General features: G+C 72.6%; 11 protein-coding genes. 7 read left to right on the forward strand and 4 right to left on the reverse strand.

The window, feature by feature from the left end; genetic code table 11:
• Positions 1-7 precede the first annotated feature (7 nt).
• The 4 genes from ACZ5DS_RS13300 to fxsT all read left to right on the forward strand — a co-directional run bounded on the left by ACZ5DS_RS13300 (position 8) and on the right by fxsT (position 7,971).
• Positions 8-3,271, forward strand: a complete 3,264-nt coding sequence (locus ACZ5DS_RS13300) for an SAV_2336 N-terminal domain-related protein (RefSeq protein ID WP_468237081.1) — start codon at positions 8-10, stop codon at positions 3,269-3,271.
• Positions 3,272-3,362: 91 nt separating this feature from the next.
• Positions 3,363-3,620, forward strand: a complete 258-nt coding sequence (locus ACZ5DS_RS13305; RefSeq protein ID WP_468237083.1) for a hypothetical protein — start codon at positions 3,363-3,365, stop codon at positions 3,618-3,620.
• Positions 3,617-4,888 carry an aKG-HExxH-type peptide beta-hydroxylase gene (locus ACZ5DS_RS13310; RefSeq protein WP_468237085.1) on the forward strand — a complete coding sequence of 424 codons (1,272 nt, stop codon included), beginning with the start codon at positions 3,617-3,619 and terminating at the stop codon, positions 4,886-4,888. The genes ACZ5DS_RS13305 and ACZ5DS_RS13310 overlap by 4 nt, the downstream gene beginning before the upstream one ends.
• A gap of 80 nt (positions 4,889-4,968) precedes the next feature.
• Positions 4,969-7,971: an FxSxx-COOH system tetratricopeptide repeat protein gene (gene fxsT, locus ACZ5DS_RS13315; protein ID WP_468237088.1), complete on the forward strand. Its 3,003-nt coding sequence runs from the start codon at positions 4,969-4,971 to the stop codon at positions 7,969-7,971.
• Positions 7,972-8,138: 167 nt separating this feature from the next.
• Here the strand turns inward: fxsT and ACZ5DS_RS13320 are convergent, their stop codons facing one another.
• The 4 genes from ACZ5DS_RS13320 to ACZ5DS_RS13335 all read right to left on the reverse strand — a co-directional run bounded on the left by ACZ5DS_RS13320 (position 8,139) and on the right by ACZ5DS_RS13335 (position 14,896).
• Positions 8,139-11,948, reverse strand: coding sequence for a multifunctional oxoglutarate decarboxylase/oxoglutarate dehydrogenase thiamine pyrophosphate-binding subunit/dihydrolipoyllysine-residue succinyltransferase subunit (locus tag ACZ5DS_RS13320; protein ID WP_468237090.1), 3,810 nt, complete (start codon positions 11,946-11,948; stop codon positions 8,139-8,141).
• Between the two features lie 302 nt (positions 11,949-12,250).
• Positions 12,251-13,372, reverse strand: a complete 1,122-nt coding sequence (locus tag ACZ5DS_RS13325) for a HAMP domain-containing sensor histidine kinase (RefSeq protein ID WP_468237092.1) — start codon at positions 13,370-13,372, stop codon at positions 12,251-12,253.
• Positions 13,369-14,109: a response regulator transcription factor gene (locus tag ACZ5DS_RS13330; protein WP_468237095.1), complete on the reverse strand. Its 741-nt coding sequence runs from the start codon at positions 14,107-14,109 to the stop codon at positions 13,369-13,371. Before ACZ5DS_RS13330 ends, ACZ5DS_RS13325 begins: the two co-directional genes overlap by 4 nt.
• A gap of 109 nt (positions 14,110-14,218) precedes the next feature.
• Entirely contained in the window at positions 14,219-14,896 is a 678-nt protein-coding gene (locus ACZ5DS_RS13335; RefSeq protein ID WP_468237097.1) for a spermine/spermidine synthase domain-containing protein, read from the reverse strand.
• A gap of 244 nt (positions 14,897-15,140) precedes the next feature.
• Between ACZ5DS_RS13335 and ACZ5DS_RS13340 the strand changes: the two genes are divergently transcribed.
• The 3 genes from ACZ5DS_RS13340 to ACZ5DS_RS13350 all read left to right on the forward strand — a co-directional run bounded on the left by ACZ5DS_RS13340 (position 15,141) and on the right by ACZ5DS_RS13350 (position 19,580).
• Entirely contained in the window at positions 15,141-15,944 is an 804-nt protein-coding gene (locus ACZ5DS_RS13340) for a rhomboid-like protein (RefSeq protein ID WP_468237099.1), read from the forward strand.
• A 95-nt stretch (positions 15,945-16,039) separates the two neighbouring features.
• Entirely contained in the window at positions 16,040-18,460 is a 2,421-nt protein-coding gene (gene lon, locus ACZ5DS_RS13345) for an endopeptidase La (protein WP_468237101.1), read from the forward strand.
• 130 nt (positions 18,461-18,590) lie between these two features.
• Positions 18,591-19,580, forward strand: coding sequence for a serine/threonine-protein kinase (locus ACZ5DS_RS13350; protein WP_468237103.1), 990 nt, complete (start codon positions 18,591-18,593; stop codon positions 19,578-19,580).
• Positions 19,581-20,006 lie beyond the last annotated feature (426 nt).

Below are 20,006 nucleotides of genomic sequence, written 5' to 3' on the forward strand. Positions count from 1 at the left end.
GGGACGGATGCCCGGGATGCGCCTGGACGAGCTGATCGGCAAGCTGCGCCAGGGCGGGCTCGACCTCACCGCGGAGGACGTGGCGGACGCGGTCTGGCTGGCCCGGCGGCTCGGCGCGGCCCCGCCCCGCGACGCCCCCGCACCACCCGGCACGGTCCCGGCCGGCCGGTCCGACGGCGACGCGGAGACACCACGCCCCGACGCGGCCGCAGCCCCGGTCCCCGACGAGCCCAGGACCCGGGCGGACGCCCCCGCCGCCCCGGTTCCACTGCTCACCCCCGGCCTCACCGAGCGCCCGCACGGCGACGCCGGCGCCCCCGCCGCCTTCCCGGTCCGCGCGCCGGCCGCCGGGGCGCTGCCCGGACTGCTCGGCCTGGAGAAGGCGCTGCGCGCGCTCGGCCGCTACCAGGTCGCCTCCGTCCGCTCCGCGGACGAGCCCCTCGACGAGGAGGCCACCGCCGACCGGGCCGCCGCCAGCGGCATCCTGCTCCCGGTCACCCGGCCCGGCCGCCGCCGGCGCTGCGACGTGCAGCTGCTCATGGACACCGGGCCCGCCATGGCCGTCTGGGGACAGCTGGTCGAGGAACTGCGCCAGGCCTGCCAGCAGTCCGGCGCGTTCGCCTCCGTGCGCGTCCACCACCTGTACGCCGACGACTCCGGCGCGCCCCTTGTCGGTACGACCGCCGGTCCCGGCCGGCACACCCGGCTGCGCCCGGCCGACGAACTGCACGACCCCACCGGCCGCCGGCTCACCTTCGTCATCAGCGACTGCGTGGGCCCGCTGTGGCAGAACGGCAGCGCGCAGCGCCTGCTGCACCAGTGGCCGCGCACCGCCCCGCTGGCCGTGGTCCAGCCGCTGCCGCCCCGCCTGTGGGGCCGCACCGCGCTGCCCGCGGAGCCCGGACTGCTGCTGCGCCCCGCGGAGGTGGGCGGGCGGCTCGCCTTCCTGCCCGACGACGAGCCCTGGGAGGAACCGGCGCCGGGCGCCCGGCCCGTGCCGGTGCTGCAGCCCACCCCGGAGGCCTTCGAGGCCTTCGCCCGGCTGCTCGGCGGCGCGGGACCCACCCGCGAACGCGCCTGGGCGGCTCTCACCGACCCGGACACGGCCCCCGCGGCCGCCGCTCCCGCCGGTACGGCACCGCGCAGCGACGACGACCTCCTGCGCGCCTTCCGCGCCGGAGCCTCACCCGGCGCCCTGCGCCTGGCCGTCTATCTCGCCGCGGCCCCCCTCACGCTGCCCGTGATGCAACTGGTCCAGCGGGCCATGCTGCCCGACACCGGCCCCATGGAGCTGGCCGAGGTGCTGCTCGGCGGGCTGCTCAGGCAACTCCCCGGCACCGGGGAACAGCCCTGCTTCGCCTACTCGGGCCGGGTCCAGGACCTGCTGCTGTCCTCCCTCGACCAGGACACGGCCGGCCTCGTGCTCAAGCACTGCTCGGCCTATGTGGAGCGGCACTTCGGCAAGGGCACCCGCAACTTCGCCGCCCTCGCCGCGGCCCGGCTCGCCGACCACGACCCGGCCGCCGGCGCCGGGACCCTGCCCGAGGACACCGGCGCGCCGGAGGGCGGCGGCAGCGTCGAGGCCGAGCTGTTCGCCCGCATCCCGGCCCGGGTCCTGCGCTTCTACCTGCCGGACCTGGTCACGCCCGACCCGCTGACCGAGGCCGAGCGGCTGCTCGCCCAGTGGCACCATCTGGCCGACCCCGACGTGCTGCGCAGTGCCCGGGAACAGGCCCTCGCGGCAGCCGGGCCCGGCACCGGGACCGCCCCCGGCACCGGACTGCGGCCCCACCTGGTCCTCGGCCGCATCCTGCGCGCCGAGGCGGGCCTGGCCGCCGCGCGGACGACGGGACGGCGTGCCCAGCTGCTGCGCGAGGCCGCGGCCGAACTCGCCGCGGCCCATGCGGCGGCCCCCGCCGACAGCCGCGAACGGGCCGAGGCGGCCCTGGAACTGGCCGCCTGCCGACGCGAGGTGTGGCAGCTGACGGCGGAGAGCGACCACCTCACGGCCGCCCTGGACGTCCTGGATCCCGACCTGGCTCCCTGGCCCGGGCTGACCGGGCAGGCACGGGAATGGTCCCGCCCCAGGATCCCGGACGACGCGGTCGACGCGGTCGGAGTCGGTGATGCCGTCGGTGACGCCGGAGAGGGGGAGCAGACCGAGTCCCAGGACACCGCAGGCAGCCGTCGGGGCGCCGCGCCCTGGGCCGTCACCGCCCACCGGTCCCGGCTGCTGCTGCGCGGCCGGATCCTGCTGGACCTGAGGCATCCCGAGGCCGCCGTCGCCGAACTCCGCGAAGCCTGCGGGATCCTGGACGCCGAGGGCACCGCCGACGCCGTACGCGGGCCCGCGCTGCTCGATCTGGCGCGGGCGCTGCGGGAGGCCGGGGCCGAGGACGCCGAGACCCGGCGGGTGCTGCTGCGGGCCCGGCGGGTCGCCGGGGACGACCCCGATCTGCTGCTGCCCTGCCTGGCCGCACTGGCCGCCTTCCACGACGCGGCGGGCGAGGCCCGGGAGGCCGACGAGGCGTACGAGCGGGCCGCGCTGCTCGCACCGGCCGAGGGCACCGTGCGCTGCCAGCTCCTCACCGCCTGGGGCGAGTCGCTGCTGCGGCGGGCCTCGGCACGGGACGGCGCGGGCATCGTGGACCGGGCCGAGTACGTGCTGCGCGAGGCGCTGAAGGCGCTGCCCGCCCGGTCCGCGCAGCGCGGCCGCCTCCAGGGCCTGGTCGGCAGCGCACTCGCCCAGCGGTTCCGCCATCTCGGCTTCCTTCCCGACCTGTTCGAGAGCCGGCACCTGCTCGGCCAGGCGGTGCGCGCGGCCGCCGACGCCGCCCTGCGGGCCGAGGTGTGGCTCCAGTTGGGGCGGGTGCGGCTGGAGGGCTGGCACCAGGCCGGAGCGCCGGTGCTCACGGACGCGCTCCAGGCGTACGAGAACGCCGAGCGGGAGGCGCGGGCCGCCCACGGCGGCGACCCGGGCTCGGTGACCGCCGCCCGGGCACGGCACGGCAGCGGGGCGGTGCTCGCGCTGATGGGGCGGACCGGAGCGGCACGCAGTGCCTACCGGGCGGCCCGGGAGCAGTGGCAGCGGCTGGTGGGCGCGCTGCGCGAGGTGGACTGGGCGGACGTGGAGCTGAGCCGGCGGGCGGAGGAGGAACTGGCGGCCGATACGGCCCGGCGCCCCCCCGAGGCCGACTGGTCCGAGACGGCCCCGCCCTGGTGGCCGTGGTCGCAGGAGTGGGCCAACCGGGCCGACCTTGACCGGAGTTGATCCGGGGAGTGTTTCTGCCTCCGGTCTGTCGGGAAGAACTGGGCAGCCGTTGTGGCTGTGCGGGGCAGGCGCAGGCAGGGAGGAGCAGAGGGTGGGGGAGCCAAGGACATGGGCGGCCGGCCCCGGCGAGGACGCCGGACGGACCGCGCTCCTGCCCGACCTGACCGGCATCGACGTGGCGTCCTTGCGTGCCATGGACGACCCCGGGCTCATCGCCGCCGTGGAGCACCTGCTGCACCGTTCCGGTGAGTTCCACGAGGTCTGGTACTCCGGCGGCGGCGAGGGGCCCCAGCGACTGTTTCCGGCCGCACTTTCCGAGGGCGTCCAGGACGAGGACACCGGGGGATGACGGGGCCGGGCGCCGCCTCCGCGATCCTGACGGAGGTGGCCAGCACCCGTCCCCTGCCCGCGAGCACCGGGGCACTGCGCGCCGCACTCCACGCGCGTCGCATGCTGCTTCTCAAGGCCCTCCTCGTCCGCGTGGAAGGCCGGCAGGCCCGGACCGCGCCCTCGGTACGGCGCCGGTTCGAGCGGGACTGGGCGCTGCTGGAGCGGGCCGCGCCCGGCGCCGTCCGGGACGTCGTCGACTATCCGACCACCGGGGTGTGGCTGGCCGAGACGCTCACCACGACCGACGGCGACCTCTTCGAAGCGCATCTGGCCCAGCTGGGCGGGGTCGCCGTCGCCGCCGCCGTCCGCGCGGGAGAGCGCGTCGGCGGCATCCTGGCCGTGCCCTCGGGCGCACTGGTCCTGCCCGGCCTCGGCGTGCTGAGCGTCCCCTCGGGCCGGGTCCGGCTCGGCGGCGGCCCCGGGGCGTTACGCATCGGCGACGCCCTGGGCGGCAGCGGTGTCGCCCTGCGCCCGCGGGCCGAGGCGGGCGCGGAGCCGGTCGGCGAGCCGCACGGCTGGTCCGGGCTGCACACCCTGCCCGGCGGCGCCGCCGTCCTCGAGGATCTGGACCCCTACCGGGTGCCGCCGCCCGGGATCGGCCCCCAGGGCGTACCGGCGGCAGAACGCCCGCACTCCGCCCCCGAGGCCTGGACCCGGCGCTGGCGCGCGGCGCACGCCCTGCTCGCCGCGACCGACCCCGGCCGCAGCGCCGAGGTCGGGGCCCTGGTCCGCGCCGTGGTGCCGCTCGCGCCGGCCGGCCGACCCGGCGTCGAACCGATGAGCGCCACCCTGCGCGCCGCCCCCGGTGCCGTACTGGCCCAACTGCCCGCCGACGCCGCGGAACTGGCGGAGTGCCTGGTGCACGAGGCGCACCACACCAAACTGGCCGCCCTCGAAGGGGTCGTGGCGCTGTGCCGGCCGGGTCCCGGAGCCCTGCACCGCGTCGGCTGGCGGCCCGACCCGCGGCCCGTCCCCGGAGTGCTCCAGGGGGCGTACGCGCATCTGGCGCTGGCCGATCTGTGGTGGCGGGCCCGGGCCGACGGCACCCTTCCGGCGGCCTGGCGGTCCCGGGCGGCGCAGCAGTTCGCCGTCTACCGCGACCAGGTGGGCGACGCCTTGTCCGTTCTCCGGGAATCCGATGAACTGACCTCAGCCGGAAGGGAGTTCGTCCGAGTGATGAGCGGACATCACGCCGGCCTCGGCTCGATGGCCCACGCCCGGGAGTGACGCTGCATGAGCCGACGGTTGCGTTACGTTATGCAGACGGATGTCCGCGAGTGCGCCAGGTGCGGGAGCAGGGAGTGACGATGGTGGGACAGCGGCGGTCGGACACGGACGGTGCGACGGCACCCGAGCACTTCCTGGTGGTCTTCCCCGGATACCACCGCTCGTGGGCGGCGTGGATCGCGCAGACCCTGGAACGCCACGGCCATCGCGCCACCCTGCAACGCTGGGATCCGCCGCGCGAGGTACCGCTGGAGGACTCGCTCGGCGACCTGCTGCTCTCCAGCGGCCGCGTCCTGCTGGTCCTCAACGACTGGTTCTTCGAACTCGGCCCGCGCCCGGCCGGCGAGTGGAACGACGTCCTGCGCGGCTTCGTCGCCCACCACGCCGACCGCTTCGCCGCCGTCAACCTCACCAACCGCTCCCTGCTCCCGGCCACCGCCGTCCTGGAACCGGCCAGCCTGTGGGGGCTGAGCGAGGACGCCGCCGAGGAACGGCTGCTGGGCCGGCTCGGCGTGGAGCGCCGCCGCACCCCGCGCACCCCCTCCACCCGCGTCCGCTACCCCGACACCCGCTGCGAGATCTGGAGCGAGGTCCCCCGCCGCAACCCGCGCTTCACCGGCCGCGACGACCTGCTCACCGACCTCCACCAGCGCCTGGCCGACGCCGAACGCGGCAACGCGATCTGCACCCTGCTCGGCATGTCCGGCATCGGCAAGACCCAGCTCGCCGCCGAGTACGCGCACCGCTTCAGCACCGACTACGACCTGGTGTGGTGGGTCAACTCCGACGACCGCAACATCCAGCGCGACCGCTTCGGCGAACTCGCCGTCGAACTCGGCCTGAGCATCGGCAGCGAGCCGGGCGAGCGCATCCGCGCGGTCCGCGACGCGCTGCGGCGCGGCGAGCCGCACACCAACTGGCTGATCATCTTCGACGGCTGGGACGACATGGCCGGGGTGAACACGCTGCTGCCCCAGGGCCCCGGACACGTGATCATCACCTCCCGCAACCGCGGCTGGAGCGAACACACCGACATCCTCGAGATCCCCGCCTTCCTGCGGGCCGAGTCCACCGCCTACCTGATGCGGCGCGCCACCCACATCACCGGGGCGGAGGCCGACGAGGTCGCCGCCGAGTTCGGGGACGTACCGCTCCCGCTGGTGCAGGCCGCCTCCTGGCTCGGCGAGTCCGGGATGGAGGTGGCCGAGTATCTGCGCATGGTGCGCGAGCGCCGGCTCTCCACGGTGGACGAGCCCGCCACCGGGGACGGCTTCCCGCAGTCCTCCATGACCTCCTGGTCGATACTGCTCAACCGGCTCCGCGCGTCCCAGCCGCACGCCATCGACGTCCTCGGCCTGTGCACGTCGTTCGCGCCCGGACGCATCCCGCTCGGCCTCATCCGCGCCTACCCGCAGATCGACCTCCCCGAGGAGCTGCGGTGGATGACCAGCGACCTGCCCGCCTGGACCCGGGCCCTGGACACCCTGGTCAACTACTCGGTCCTCACCCGGGAGACCCGCGGCCCGGTCGGCGCCGACATGGGGCCGCACCAGGAGTCCGTGCACATGCACCGGCTCGTCCACGACATCGTCTCCAAGCTGACCGGCGAGCCCGGCCGGGCCGCGCACCAGCGGGCCGTGCGCAGCCTGCTGGCCGAGGCCGACCCGGGCAACCCCATGGACAGCAGGAACTGGCCCCGGTACGCCGAACTCCTCCCGCACCTGGAACCCTCCGGGGCGCTGGAGAGCACCCAGCCCCGGGTCCAGCAGATGGTCCTGAACTGCCTGCGGTACTGCTTCCGCAGCGGGGAGTACAAGAGCGGACTCGACCTGGCCCAGCGGATCCGCGAGCGCTGGTCGCGCACCATGGACCCGCTGTCCCAGCTGATGCTCGACCTGACCTACCAGGAGAGCAACATCCTGCGCGCCAGCGGCAGGTTCCGCGACGCCTACGACCTCGACAACGGCCTCCACCAGCGGCTCCAGGCGGCCGAACGGCCCTCCCCGCTGGCCGAGCTGTCCACCAAGGGCAACATGGCCAACAGCCTGCGCCACCTCGGGCGGTACAGGGAGGCGGACGAACTGCAGCGGGGCGTCCTCGACGGCTACGCCGAACTCCTCGGCGCCGACGAGGTCTCCACGCTGATGGCCCGGCACAACGTCGCCGTCGGCCTGCGGCTCCTCGGCCGCTACCAGGAGGCGTACGAGCTCGACCTGGACACCCTCACCCAGCGGGAGAACGTGCTGCGCCCCCGGCACATCAGCACGCTCAACTCCGGCAGCGCCGTCACCCACGACCTGCGCCTGCTGGGCCGCTACCGCGACGCGCTCGCCCGGCAGGAACCGCTGGTGCGGCTGCACGTCCAGGTGCTCGGCCCGCAGCATCCGCAGACCCTCGGGGCCCGCACCCACCTGGCCATGTGCCGGCGCCGGGAGGGCGGCCACCAGCAGGACGTGGGGCCGTACATGGCGAGCCTCCTGGACCAGCTGGAGCAGGTGCACGGCCGCGAGCACTACCGGACCCTGGCCTTCATCACCAACTACGGCAACTATCTGCGCGAGCACGGCGACCTCGTGCAGGCCCGCGAGCTGATCGACGAGGCCGAGGCCGGCTACCGCAGCCTGCTGGGCCCGGCGCACCCGGTGGCGACCGGCATGCTCTCCAACACCGGTCTGGTCATGCAGGCGGCCGGCGAACGCGCCGAGGCCCTGTCGATGTTCGAGGCGGCCCTCGGCGGGCTCACCGCCCCCCTCGGCCCCGACCACCCCTGGGTCCTCGGCTGTGCCCTCAACGCGGCCAGCGCCCGGAACTTCAACGGCCGGATCGCCGACGCCGTGGAGCTGAGCCGGGACACCCTGCGCCGGGCCCGGCACACGCTCGGCCACGACCACCCGCTCACCCTGTCCGCGCAGGTGGCCCTGTCCGCCGATCTGCGCGCCGCCCGGGAACAGGAGGAGGCCGGAAAACTGGAGGAGGACGGCCTCCTGGGCCTCACCCGAACCCTGGGCGCCCAGCACCCGCACACCATCTCGGCCCGCCAGCGCACCCGCCCCTACTGGGACTTCGAGCCGTACCTGGGCTGAGTGTGCTTCGGGACAGCAGCTCCCCAAGGGGCGCGGGGAACTGCGCGACCAGCCCCCACGCACCCGCAGCCGCGTACGGTCTCGACCGCCCCGACGGGTAGGCAAAGGGCCCGGTACCGAGTGAGAACTCGGCACCGGGCCCTGGTGTTCGGCGAACCGCCGGAGGCTTACGCCTCGAACACCTCACGCACCAACTGCTCCTGCTCCGCCTGGTGGCGCTTCGCGGAGCCCACCGCCGGGGACGAGCCGTGCGGGCGCGAGATGCGCCGCAGCCGCTCGCCGGCCGGGATGTCCGCGCCGACCGCCAGGTCCAGGTGGTCGATCAGGTTGAGCGCGATGAACGGCCACGCACCCTGGTTCGCCGGCTCCTCCTGGGCCCACAGGTACTTCTCGGCGTTCGGGTACTTGTTGACCTCCGCCTGGACCTCCGCACCCGGCAGCGGGTACAGACGCTCGATACGGATGATCGCCGTGTCCGTGGCACCGCGCTTCTGACGCTCGGCCTCCAGGTCGTAGTAGACCTTGCCCGCGCAGAAGACGACCTTCTTCACGGCCGCCGGGTCGGTGATCGACGCGTCGCCGATGACCGGGCGGAACTCGCCGCTCGTGAACTCCTCCGCCTTCGAGGCCGCCGCCTTCAGACGCAGCATCGACTTCGGGGTGAAGACGATCAGCGGCTTGTGGTGCGGGTTGTGCACCTGCCACCGCAGGAGGTGGAAGTAGTTCGACGGGAGCGTGGGCATCGCGACCGTCATGTTGTTCTGGGCGCACAGCTGAAGGAAGCGCTCCGGGCGGGCCGAGGAGTGGTCCGGGCCCTGGCCCTCGTAGCCGTGCGGGAGGAGCAGGGTGACGCCGGACGTCTGGCCCCACTTCTGCTCCGCCGACGAGATGAACTCGTCCACGACCGTCTGCGCGCCGTTGACGAAGTCGCCGAACTGCGCCTCCCACATCACCAGCGCGTCGGGGCGGGCGAGCGAGTAGCCGTACTCGAAGCCCATCGCCGCGTACTCGGAGAGCAGGGAGTTGTAGACGTTCAGGCGGGCCTGCTCGTCGGAGAGGTACATCAGCGGGGTGAACTCGTCGCCGCTCTCGCGGTCGATGATCACCGCGTGCCGCTGGCCGAAGGTGCCGCGCTGGGAGTCCTGGCCCGCGAGGCGGACCGTGGTGCCCTCGAGCAGCAGCGAGCCGACGGCCAGGGTCTCGCCCATGCCCCAGTCGATCGTGCCGTCCTCGACCATGGCCGCCCGGCGCTGCAGCTGCGGCAGCAGACGCGGGTGGACGGTGATGTGGTCGGGGATGTTGACCTGGGACTCGGCGATCCGCTTGACGACCTCCGCGGAGACCGCGGTCGGGACCGAGACCGGGAAGCCGTCCTGCGGCTCCTGGATCTGTCCGGCGGCCGGCTGGGCCGTAGCCTCGCGGACCTCGGTGAAGACCTTCTCCAGCTGGCCTTGGTAGTCCTGCAGGGCCTGCTCGGCCTCTTCCAGGGTGATGTCGCCGCGACCGATCAGGGACTCGGTGTAGAGCTTGCGCACCGAGCGCTTCTTGTCGATCAGGTCGTACATCAGCGGCTGGGTGAAGGCCGGGTTGTCCGACTCGTTGTGACCGCGGCGGCGGTAGCAGATGAGGTCGATCACCACGTCCTTGTTGAACGCCTGGCGGAACTCGAAGGCGAGCCGCGCGACGCGGACCACGGCCTCCGGGTCGTCGCCGTTCACGTGGAAGATCGGGGCCTCGATCATGCGGGCCACGTCCGTCGCGTACATGGAGGAACGCGAGGACTCGGGGGCCGCGGTGAAGCCGACCTGGTTGTTGATGACGATGTGGACCGTGCCGCCGGTGCGGTAGCCGCGCAGCTGCGACATGTTCAGGGTCTCGGCCACGACGCCCTGGCCCGCGAAGGCCGCGTCGCCGTGCAGGGCCACCGGCAGGACGGTGAAGTCCGTGCCGCCCTTGTTGATGATGTCCTGCTTGGCGCGGGCGACGCCCTCCAGGACCGGGTCGACGGCCTCCAGGTGGGAGGGGTTCGCGACCAGGGAGACCTTGATCTGCTCGCCGTCCAGGCCGGTGAAGGTGCCCTCGGCACCCAGGTGGTACTTCACGTCGCCGGAGCCGTGCATCGACTTCGGGTCGAGGTTGCCCTCGAACTCGCGGAAGATCTGTGCGTAGGACTTGCCGACGATGTTGGCGAGGACGTTCAGGCGGCCGCGGTGGGCCATGCCGATGACGACCTCGTCCAGGCGCGACTCGGCGGCGCTGTCGATGACCGCGTCCAGCAGCGGGATGACGGACTCGCCGCCCTCCAGCGAGAAGCGCTTCTGGCCGACGTACTTCGTCTGCAGGAAGGTCTCGAAGGCCTCCGCCGCGTTCAGCCGGCGCAGGACGCGCAGCTGCTCCTCGCGCTCCGGCTTGGTGTGCGGGCGCTCCACCCGGTCCTGGATCCACTTGCGCTGCTTGGGGTCCTGGATGTGCATGAACTCGATGCCGATGGTGCGGCAGTACGAGTCGCGCAGCACGCCGAGGATGTCGCGCAGCTTCATCAGGGACTTGCCGGAGAAGCCGCCGACGGCGAACTCGCGCTCCAGGTCCCACAGGGTGAGGCCGTGCTCGGTGATGTCCAGGTCGGGGTGCTTGCGCTGGCGGTACTCCAGCGGGTCGGTGTCGGCCATGACGTGGCCGCGGACCCGGTAGGAGTGGATCAGCTCGAAGACGCGGGCGGCCTTGGTGACGTCGTCGTCGTGCGAGGCGTCGATGTCCTTGAGCCAGCGCACCGGCTCGTAGGGGATGCGCAGCGCCTTGAAGATGTCGTCGTAGAAGCCGTTCTCGCCCAGCAGCAGGTTCGCGACCTGGCGCAGGAACTCGCCGGAGGCGGCGCCCTGGATCACCCGGTGGTCGTAGGTCGACGTGAGCGTCATGACCTTCGAGATGCCGAGCTTGTTCAGGGTGTCCTGGCTGGTGCCCTGGAACTCCGCCGGGTAGTCCATGGAGCCGACGCCCATGATCACGGACTGGCCGGGCATCAGACGCGGCACGGAGTGGACGGTGCCGAGGCCGCCGGGGTTGGTCAGGGAGACCGTGACGCCGGTGAAGTCGTCCATCGTCAGCTTGCCGTCGCGGGCGCGGCGGACGATGTCCTCGTAGGCCTGCCAGAACTCGAAGAAGTTCAGCGTCTCGGCCTTCTTGATCGCCGCGACGACGAGCTGGCGGTCGCCGTTGGGCTTGACCAGGTCGATGGCGAGGCCGAGGTTGACGTGGGGCGGCTTGACGAGGGTCGGCTTGCCGTCCTTCTCGCCGAACGACCAGTTCATCGACGGCATGGCCTTGATGGCCTGGACCATCGCGAAGCCGATCAGGTGCGTGAAGGAGATCTTCCCGCCCCGGGCGCGCTTCAGGTGGTTGTTGATGACGATCCGGTTGTCGAACAGCAGCTTCACCGGGACCGCGCGGACCGAGGTGGCGGTCGGCAGCTCCAGCGAGGCGTTCATGTTCTTCGCGACCGCGGCGGCCGGGCCGCGCAGCGTGATCAGCTCGGGGCCCTCGGGGGCTTCCGCGGCGGGGGCGGCCTTGGCCTTCGGCTGAGCCGGCGCCTGTGCGGGCGTCGCCGGCTTGGCCGGGGCGGGGGCCGCGGCCTGCGCCGCGGGAGCAGGGGCCGGAGCGGCTGCGGCGGGCTTCGGGGCCGCAGGGGCGGGCGCGGGAGCGGCCGGGGCCGCGGGCGCGCTCGGGGCCGGGGGAGCCGTGGTGGTGGTCCCTGCGGCCCCCGCGGCCGCAGTACCCGCCGGAGCCGCGGCGGCAGGAGCGCCCGGCTTGTAGTCGGCGAAGAAGTCCCACCAGGCACGGTCTACCGAATTCGGGTCCTGGAGGTACTGCTGATAGATCTCGTCGACGAGCCACTCGTTGGGGCCGAACGCAGCAGCGGGGTTCTTCCCGGCTTGGTCGTCGGTCGAGATGCTCGAGTTACTGGGGGACTGTGGCGACACGGCGGCAACCGCCCTCTTCCGCTTCACAAGGTGATGGACAGCGGGAATAAAGGCTACGCCTCCAAGCCGGTGAAGGTGAGGTCGGGCCCGTTCATCGTCGCGTAAGTCACACCGGAGATCTTGTTTCAGGGCTTGATATGGCGGGAAACAAGCGTGGTTCCGTGTGTGCACGAGGGTGTGCGGGATCGCCGAGCGGGGCCCGGCGCGGCTGCGTCCGCTGCGCGTCCCGGGCCCGTCCCAGATCACACGTGTCCGGCTGCGCGGACGCCCGTGGATCTTGTGGCTCCGATTCGGACTTTACGTCAACCTGGGACGGAAGTCAGTCCCGGGAGAGTGATGATGATCCGGCACCCTCGGTCGGATTCGGCCACACCGATCCGGCCGCCGTGCAGATCCACCGCCCAGCGGGCGATCGCGAGACCGAGGCCGGTGCCGCCGTCGCTGCCCGGACCGTGCGGCCGGGTCACCGCACCGCGGTTGAACCGCTCGAACACACGGCGCCACTCCGACCGGGGGATACCGGGGCCCTCGTCCAGGACCTCCAGCTCCAGCGACTCCGGCTGCGGCCCGCGCCGCGCCTTCACGGTGACCCGCCCGTGCGGCGGGCTGTGCTTGACCGCGTTGTCGATCAGGTTGGCCACGACCTGGTGGATGCGCTCGGGGTCCGCGTGCGCGGTCAGCTCCGGCGGGGAGACGTCGAGGTGCAGATGGACGTCCGTACGCGTGTGGCTCCCGGAGCCGGACGTCATGCCCGCGCGCGCGGAGGCGACCATGTTGGCCTCCTTCAGCACGCCCGACAGGTACGGCCACACCTCGAAGCGGCGCATCTTCAGCGGGACGACGCCGTTGTCGAGCCGGGAGAGGTCCAGCAGGGTCTCCACGAGCCGGCCGAGGCGCTCCGTCTGCTTCAGGGCCGTCCGCATGGTCTCCGGGTCGGCTTCGGTGACCCCGTCGACGATGTTCTCCAGCACCGCGCGCAGGCCCGCGATCGGGGTGCGCAGCTCGTGCGAGACGTTCGCCACCAGCTCTTTTCGCTGGCGGTCCTGCGCCTCCAGCTCGTCGGCCATGACGTTGATCGTCTCGGCCAGGTCGCCCAGCTCGTCACGGCGGTTCTCGCGCACCCGGCGCGTGTAGTCGCCGTGCGAGATCGAACGGGCCACCGCGTTCATCTCGTCCAGCGGCGCGGTGAGCGAATGGGCCACGAACTGCGTTATCAGCAGTGTGGCGATCATCGAGAAGACCGTGATGAAGCGCAGCTCCGTCTTGGTGTGCACCGCGACGATCGACAGGCCCGTGGTGATCAGCACCGAGATGACGACGAGCGTACCCAGCTTCGTCTTGATCGAGAACGGGCGTACGCCGCCCCAGGGCTCCTCTCCGGGGGCCTGGGGGCTCCTCCGTGCGGCCTCCCGCCCGTCGCTCATGGCGTCGGTGTCTCCAGGGCGTAACCCACGCCGTGCACGGTACGGATCCGCTCGGCGCCGATCTTCCGGCGCAGCGCCTTGATGTGGCTGTCGACGGTCCGGGTGCCGGAGGCGTCCGCCCAGTCCCACACCTCGGCCAGCAGCTGCTCCCGGGAGAGCACCGCGCGCGGGGTGTTCGCCAGGCACACCAGCAGGTCGAACTCGGTGGGCGTGAGGTGGACGTCCTCGGACTTCACCCGGACCCGGCGCTGCGCGTGGTCGATCTCCAGCTCGCCGAGGCGCAGGATGCCGGAGCGCGGCGTGGACGCGGCGACGACCGCCCGCTCCACGCGCCGCAGCAGGACGTGCACCCGCGCGGCCAGCTCCCGCATGGAGAACGGCTTGGTCATGTAGTCGTCGGCGCCGACGCCGAGGCCGACCAGCATGTCGGTCTCGTCGTCGCGCGCGGTGAGCATCAGCACCGGCACCGGACGCTGGGCCTGCACGCGGCGGCAGACCTCCAGGCCGTCGAAGCCGGGCAGCATGATGTCGAGGATCAGCAGGTCGGGCTGCCAGGCCTCGGCCGTGTCGACCGCCGCCGGACCGTCGGCCGCGGTCTGCACGAGGAATCCCTCGGCGCGGAGCCGGGCCGCGATGGCGTCGACGATCGTGGGATCGTCCTCGACGACCAGCACGCGGCGCTGCGCGCCCTGGGTCGTCGTGGCCGCTCCGGTCTGGGAGGTGTGTGTCTGCTCCATCGCCCGCCCCTGTTGCTTTCCGGAATCCGTGGGGTGATCCCATGACTGCGATTGACGCTTGAATGATCCGCGTCAGGGCAGCACATTACGGGGACTCACCGCGCCGTCGCTATCCAGGGCGGACGGCGAGGTGTACGGCGTCCGGAACGCCCCGGGCAACGGGCACCTCTTCGGTACGCACCTGACGGAACCCGGCATTCCACAAGCTTCCTTCAAATTCCGGAGAGGGTTCGGCAGACCATACCGCCAGTACCCCGCCCGGCTTCAACACCCTTGCACAGGCGGCGAGTCCGGCCGGTGCGTACAGACCGTCGTTTTCCTCGGTGACCGTCCAGCCGGGGCCGTTGTCGATGTCGAGACACAGGGCGTCGAACGTGTCCGAAGTCTCATTGACGTACCTCACAAGATCGGCCTCGACGATCTCGGTGCGCGGATCGGCGAACGCACCAGCGGAGAGCTGCTGCAGCGGTCCGCGGCGGTGCCAGTCGATGACCGCGGGCTCCCGCTCGACGACGGTGATCCGCCCCCACCTGTCGTCCGCCGCGGCGTGTGCGAGCGAGAATCCCACCCCCAGCCCGCCGATCAGCACGTCCGGCGCCGGGCGACCGTCCAGGGCGCCGTACGCGGCGTCGACCAGCAGTCGCTCCGAGCGGCCGTCGGAGGTGTCCATCAGGAAGCAGCCGTTGGCGATGATCTGCAGCAGCGTGCCGTGCCTGCGCAGCACCACCTCGCCATAGGGGCCGTCGCGACGGTCCAGGACCACGGGGGAGTCATGCACGGCAGTCATACCCCCATCCTGCTCGAACGGGGCGTTGCGTTCACGGGAATTAGCCGGGAACCGGCCGCGAACCGGCGACGCGGTGCACCCGTTCGCGGGACACGGCCGGGCGCCCGGCGAACTCGCGTACGAACCGGAGGCGGACGCCTCCGACACCTTTCAGGTTGCTGTGAATCCGCTCTCGCGTGGCGTCGGTCATAGACAGCGGCCTCATGAACACGAAGGGTGGGGCGCGACGGAAGGAGCGCCTCACGTGGAACGCACCGTGACCGGCCCTGCGACGGCCGCGTCCCCGCCCCTGGGCATGCCTCTTCCCGCCGGTCCGCTGCCGGACGTCGCCGGCCTGCTCGACGGGGTCCCGCGCCAGCGCGAGCTGCCCGCCCCGGCAGTGGTGCAGGCACCGGCGGTGGTGCAGGCCCCGGCCCCGGCTGCGACCCGTCCCGCCTTCCGCCCCTGGCGCCTTCTGCCCACCCCCGCCGGTACTCCGTTCACCTTCGCCTACGCGGCCCTCCTCGCCGTCACCTCACTCGTGGCGGCCTGGGCCGACCCCGCGCTGGTGCACCGGCTGTACGAGGACTCCAGCACCGACGTCGCCCACCTGGTGCGCACGCCGGTCCTGGTGCTGCTGGCGAGCGCGCTGTGGATCGCGGGCGGGGTCCTGTCGCCGTACGCGGCCGCGTTCGTGCTGGTGCTCACCGCGCTGGAGCGGCGGATAGGGGGTGCCCGGGCGGCCTGCGTGTTCCTGGCGGGCCACGTCCTGGCCACCCTCGCCACGGAGGTCCCGGTGGGCCTTGCGGTCCTGTTCGGCGACCTCCCGGACACCTCCCTGCACCGCCTCGACTACGGCATCAGCTTCGGCGTCGCCGCCAGCATCGGCGCCCTGTCCGGCCTGCTCACACCCTGGGTCCGCTGGCCCCTCCTCACTCTGGTCACCGGCACCCTGGTGAGCGACCTGATCGCCTTCCTCGACCCGATGACCAACTGGGGCCATTTGATTGCCCTCACGCTCGGAGTCATGAGCTGGCCTCTGGTGCGCCGCTGGGCGCGGCCGGCCTGAACGCGATCGCTCACGGCGAACACCATCCCGGGAACACCAGCACAGCTCCGCAGGTTGAGTCGGCATAGCTCAAGTTGACTGCCTAAGGGGAGATCATGGCTGCTGAGTCCACGGCGTTCACGCTCGTTCTGCCCGTGCTGCCGCTCGACGACGAGGTCGTGCTGCCCGGGATGGTGGTTCCGCTCGACCTGAGCGACACCGAGGTGCGGGCCGCGGTGGAGGCCGCCCAGGCCGCCGCCCGGTCGGAGCCCGGGAAGCCCAAGGTCCTGCTGGTGCCGCGCATCGACGGGACGTACGCCAAGACCGGTGTGCTGGGCACGGTCGAGCAGGTCGGCCGGCTGGCCGACGGCGACCCGGGGGCCCTGATCCGCGGCCGCGGCCGGGTGCGGATCGGCGCCGGTACGACGGGTCCGGGCGCCGCGCTGTGGGTCGAGGGCGCGCGGGTCGACGAGACCGTGCCCGAGCCGCTGCCCGGCCATGTCGCCGAACTCGTCAAGGAGTACAAGGCCCTCGCCACCAGCTGGCTGAGGAAGCGTGGCGCCTGGCAGGTCGTGGACCGCGTCCAGGCCATCGACGACGTCTCCGCGCTCGCCGACAACTCCGGGTACTCGCCCTTCCTGACCACCGAGCAGAAGGTCGAACTGCTCGAGACCGCCGACCCGGTGGCCCGCCTCAAGCTCGCCGCGCAGCAGCTGCGCGACCACCTCGCCGAGCAGGACGTGGCCGAGACCATCGCCAAGGACGTCCAGGACGGCGTCGACAAGCAGCAGCGCGAGTTCCTGCTGCGGCGTCAGCTGGAGGCCGTCCGCAAGGAGCTGCGCGAGCTGAACGGCGAGCAGGACGGCGAGGAGTCCGACGACTACCGCGCCCGCGTGGAGGCCGCCGACCTGCCGGAGAAGGTCCGCGAGGCCGCCCTCAAGGAGGTCGACAAGCTGGAGCGGTCCAGCGACCAGTCGCCCGAGGGCTCCTGGATCCGCACCTGGCTGGACACGGTGCTCGAACTGCCGTGGAACTCCCGTACCGAGGACGCGTACGACATCCAGGGCGCCAAGGCGGTCCTGGACGCCGAGCACGCCGGTCTGGAGGACGTGAAGGAGCGGATCACCGAGTACCTGGCGGTGCGCAAGCGCCGCAGCGACCGCGGCCTGGGCGTCATCGGCGGGCGGCGCGGCGGTGCCGTACTGGCCCTGGTTGGTCCTCCTGGAGTCGGAAAGACCAGTTTGGGGGAAAGTGTCGCCCATGCCATGGGGCGCAAGTTCGTCCGGGTCGCCCTCGGCGGCGTCCGCGACGAGGCGGAGATCCGCGGCCACCGGCGTACGTACGTCGGCGCGCTGCCCGGCCGTATCGTCCGTGCCGTCAAGGAGGCCGGGTCCATGAACCCGGTGGTCCTGCTGGACGAGATCGACAAGGTCGGCTCGGACTTCCGCGGCGACCCGGCGGCGGCCCTGCTGGAGGTCCTGGACCCGGCGCAGAACCACACCTTCCGCGACCACTACCTGGAGGTCGAACTCGACCTGTCCGACGTGGTCTTCCTCGCCACCGCCAACGTGCTGGAGGCCATCCCGGAGGCACTCGCCGACCGTATGGAGATCGTCCGCCTGGACGGCTACACCGAGGACGAGAAGGTCGTCATCGCCCGGGACCACCTGCTCCCGCGCCAGCTGGAGCGGGCCGGCCTGGCGAAGGACGAGGTCGCGATCGACGAGGGCGCGCTGCGCAAGCTCGCGGGCGAGTACACCCGCGAGGCGGGCGTGCGCACCCTGGAGCGGTCCATCGCGCGGCTGCTGCGCAAGGTCGCGGCCCAGCACGAACTCGGCGAGCGGGAGCTGCCGTTCACCGTCCGGGACGAGGACCTGCGCGCGCTGATCGGGCGCCCGCACCACGTGCCCGAGTCCGCCCAGGACCCGGCCGAGCGCCGTACGTCCGTCCCGGGCGTGGCGACCGGTCTCGCGGTCACCGGAGCCGGCGGCGACGTCCTCTTCGTGGAGGCCTCGCTGGCCGACCCGGAGACGGGTGCGGCCGGGCTGACCCTGACCGGCCAGCTGGGCGACGTGATGAAGGAGTCGGCACAGATCGCGCTGAGCTTCCTGCGCAGCCACGGTGCAGAGCTGGAGCTGCCGGTGGCCGACCTGAAGGACCGGGGCGTGCACATCCACTTCCCGGCGGGCGCGGTCCCCAAGGACGGCCCGAGCGCGGGCATCACGATGACCACGGCCCTCGCGTCCCTGCTCTCCGGCCGCCTGGTCCGCACGGACGTGGCGATGACCGGCGAGGTCTCGCTGACCGGCCGGGTGCTGCCCATCGGCGGCGTCAAGCAGAAGCTGCTCGCCGCCCACCGCGCCGGGGTGACCACCGTGATCATCCCCAAGCGCAACGAACCCGACCTGGACGACGTCCCGGCCGAGGTGCTGGACAAGCTCGACGTCCACACCGTGACGGACGTCCGCCAGGTCCTGGAGCTGGCGCTCGCGCCCGCCACGAACGGTGCGACGCCGGAGGTTCCGGTCGCGGCGTGACGGACGTGATCGGATGAGGGAAGGCCCGGGCCCCGTGAGGGAGACCCGGGCCTTCGTCATGCCCTGGACAAGCGCACACAGGGATCAGGTGAACAAGCGCGTATATCGATCAACTCGATAGAATTCGGGCGTGAGCGAGCGGGTGGTGCAACCCTCCGGCCCGATCGGGACGGAGATCGCCGGCTACCGGGTGGAGCGCGAGCTGGGCCGCGGCGGCATGGCCGTCGTCTACTGCGCCAAGGACCTGCGCCTCGGCCGTACGGTCGCCCTCAAACTGCTCGCCCCCGAGTACACCCGCAACGACGCCTTCCGCCGCCGCTTCACCCACGAGTCACGGGTGGCGGCGGCCATCGAGCACCCGCACATCGTGCCCATCTTCGAGGCCGGCGAGACCGACGGGGTCCTCTACATCGCCATGTGCTACGTCACCGGGCAGGATCTGCGGGCCCTGCTCGACCGGTCGGGCCCGCTCCCGGTGCCGGCCGCGGTGCGCATCGCCGCCCAGCTGGCGTCCGCGCTCGACGCCGCCCACGAGCACGATCTGGTGCACCGGGACGTCAAGCCCGGCAACGTCCTGGTCGCCAAGGGCGTCGACGCAGACCACCCCGAACACGTCTATCTCACCGACTTCGGGCTGGCCAAGAAGTCCCTGTCGCTCACCGGGTTCACCACCGCGGGCGAGTTCGTCGGCACCCTCGACTACGTGGCGCCGGAGCGGGTCGCGGGCCTGCCGGTGGACGGCAGATCCGACCTGTACAGCCTGGCCTGCGTCGTCTACGAGACCCTCGCGGGCGCCCCGCCCTTCCGGCGCGAGGACGCCCTGGACCTGCTGTGGGCGCACCAGTACGACCCGCCGCCCGCCCTGAGCGAGGAGCGCCCCGGGATCCCCCCGGCCGCCGACGGCGTTCTGCGCAAGGCGCTGGCCAAGTCCCCGGACGACCGTCACGGCACCTGCCTGGAGTTCGTCGCGGCCCTGCGCGAGGCCTTGGCCGACCAGCCCGCCCCGCAGGGCCGCACCCCCACGCTGGTCGACCCCCACCTGGCCCGCGTCCCCGTCGCCACCGACCCGGTGCCCGACCCGCCCGCCTGGGCCGGCCCGGTACTCAGGGGGCCGGAGTAATTCCGGGCTTCTTTTCTTTGCCAAGTCTCGGGCACTCGGAATGTGCCGGTCTTTTTGTGCTCCTGCCTATGCGAAGCCCGGGCCGCGCCGGAAACGCCGGAAATCGAAACGGTCCCCGTTCGCGTAGGAGACAGTCATGAAGGGCATGGACAAGCACCCGGGAGAGCAGCCCCGCAAGCGGTGAATTCGTCTCTCGACGAGAGGACGGTCATGGAGGAGAACGCCGGGCTGCGCCGCGAGCCGGCACGGCACCGGCGCAAGACGTCAGGGCCATGAGCGAAGCGGGTCGTGACCTTCAGGACGCGCACGACGGAACCCGCCACGGGTGTGTGGCGGGTTCCGTCGTCGAGGCCGGTCAGCACGGGTGCGGGTCCGGTCTCGCGGCCAAGGTCACGACTAGTCCTGGGCGACGTTGGCCTGGTTGGT

The sequence above is a fragment of the Streptomyces sp. NPDC031100 genome (assembly GCF_055570785.1).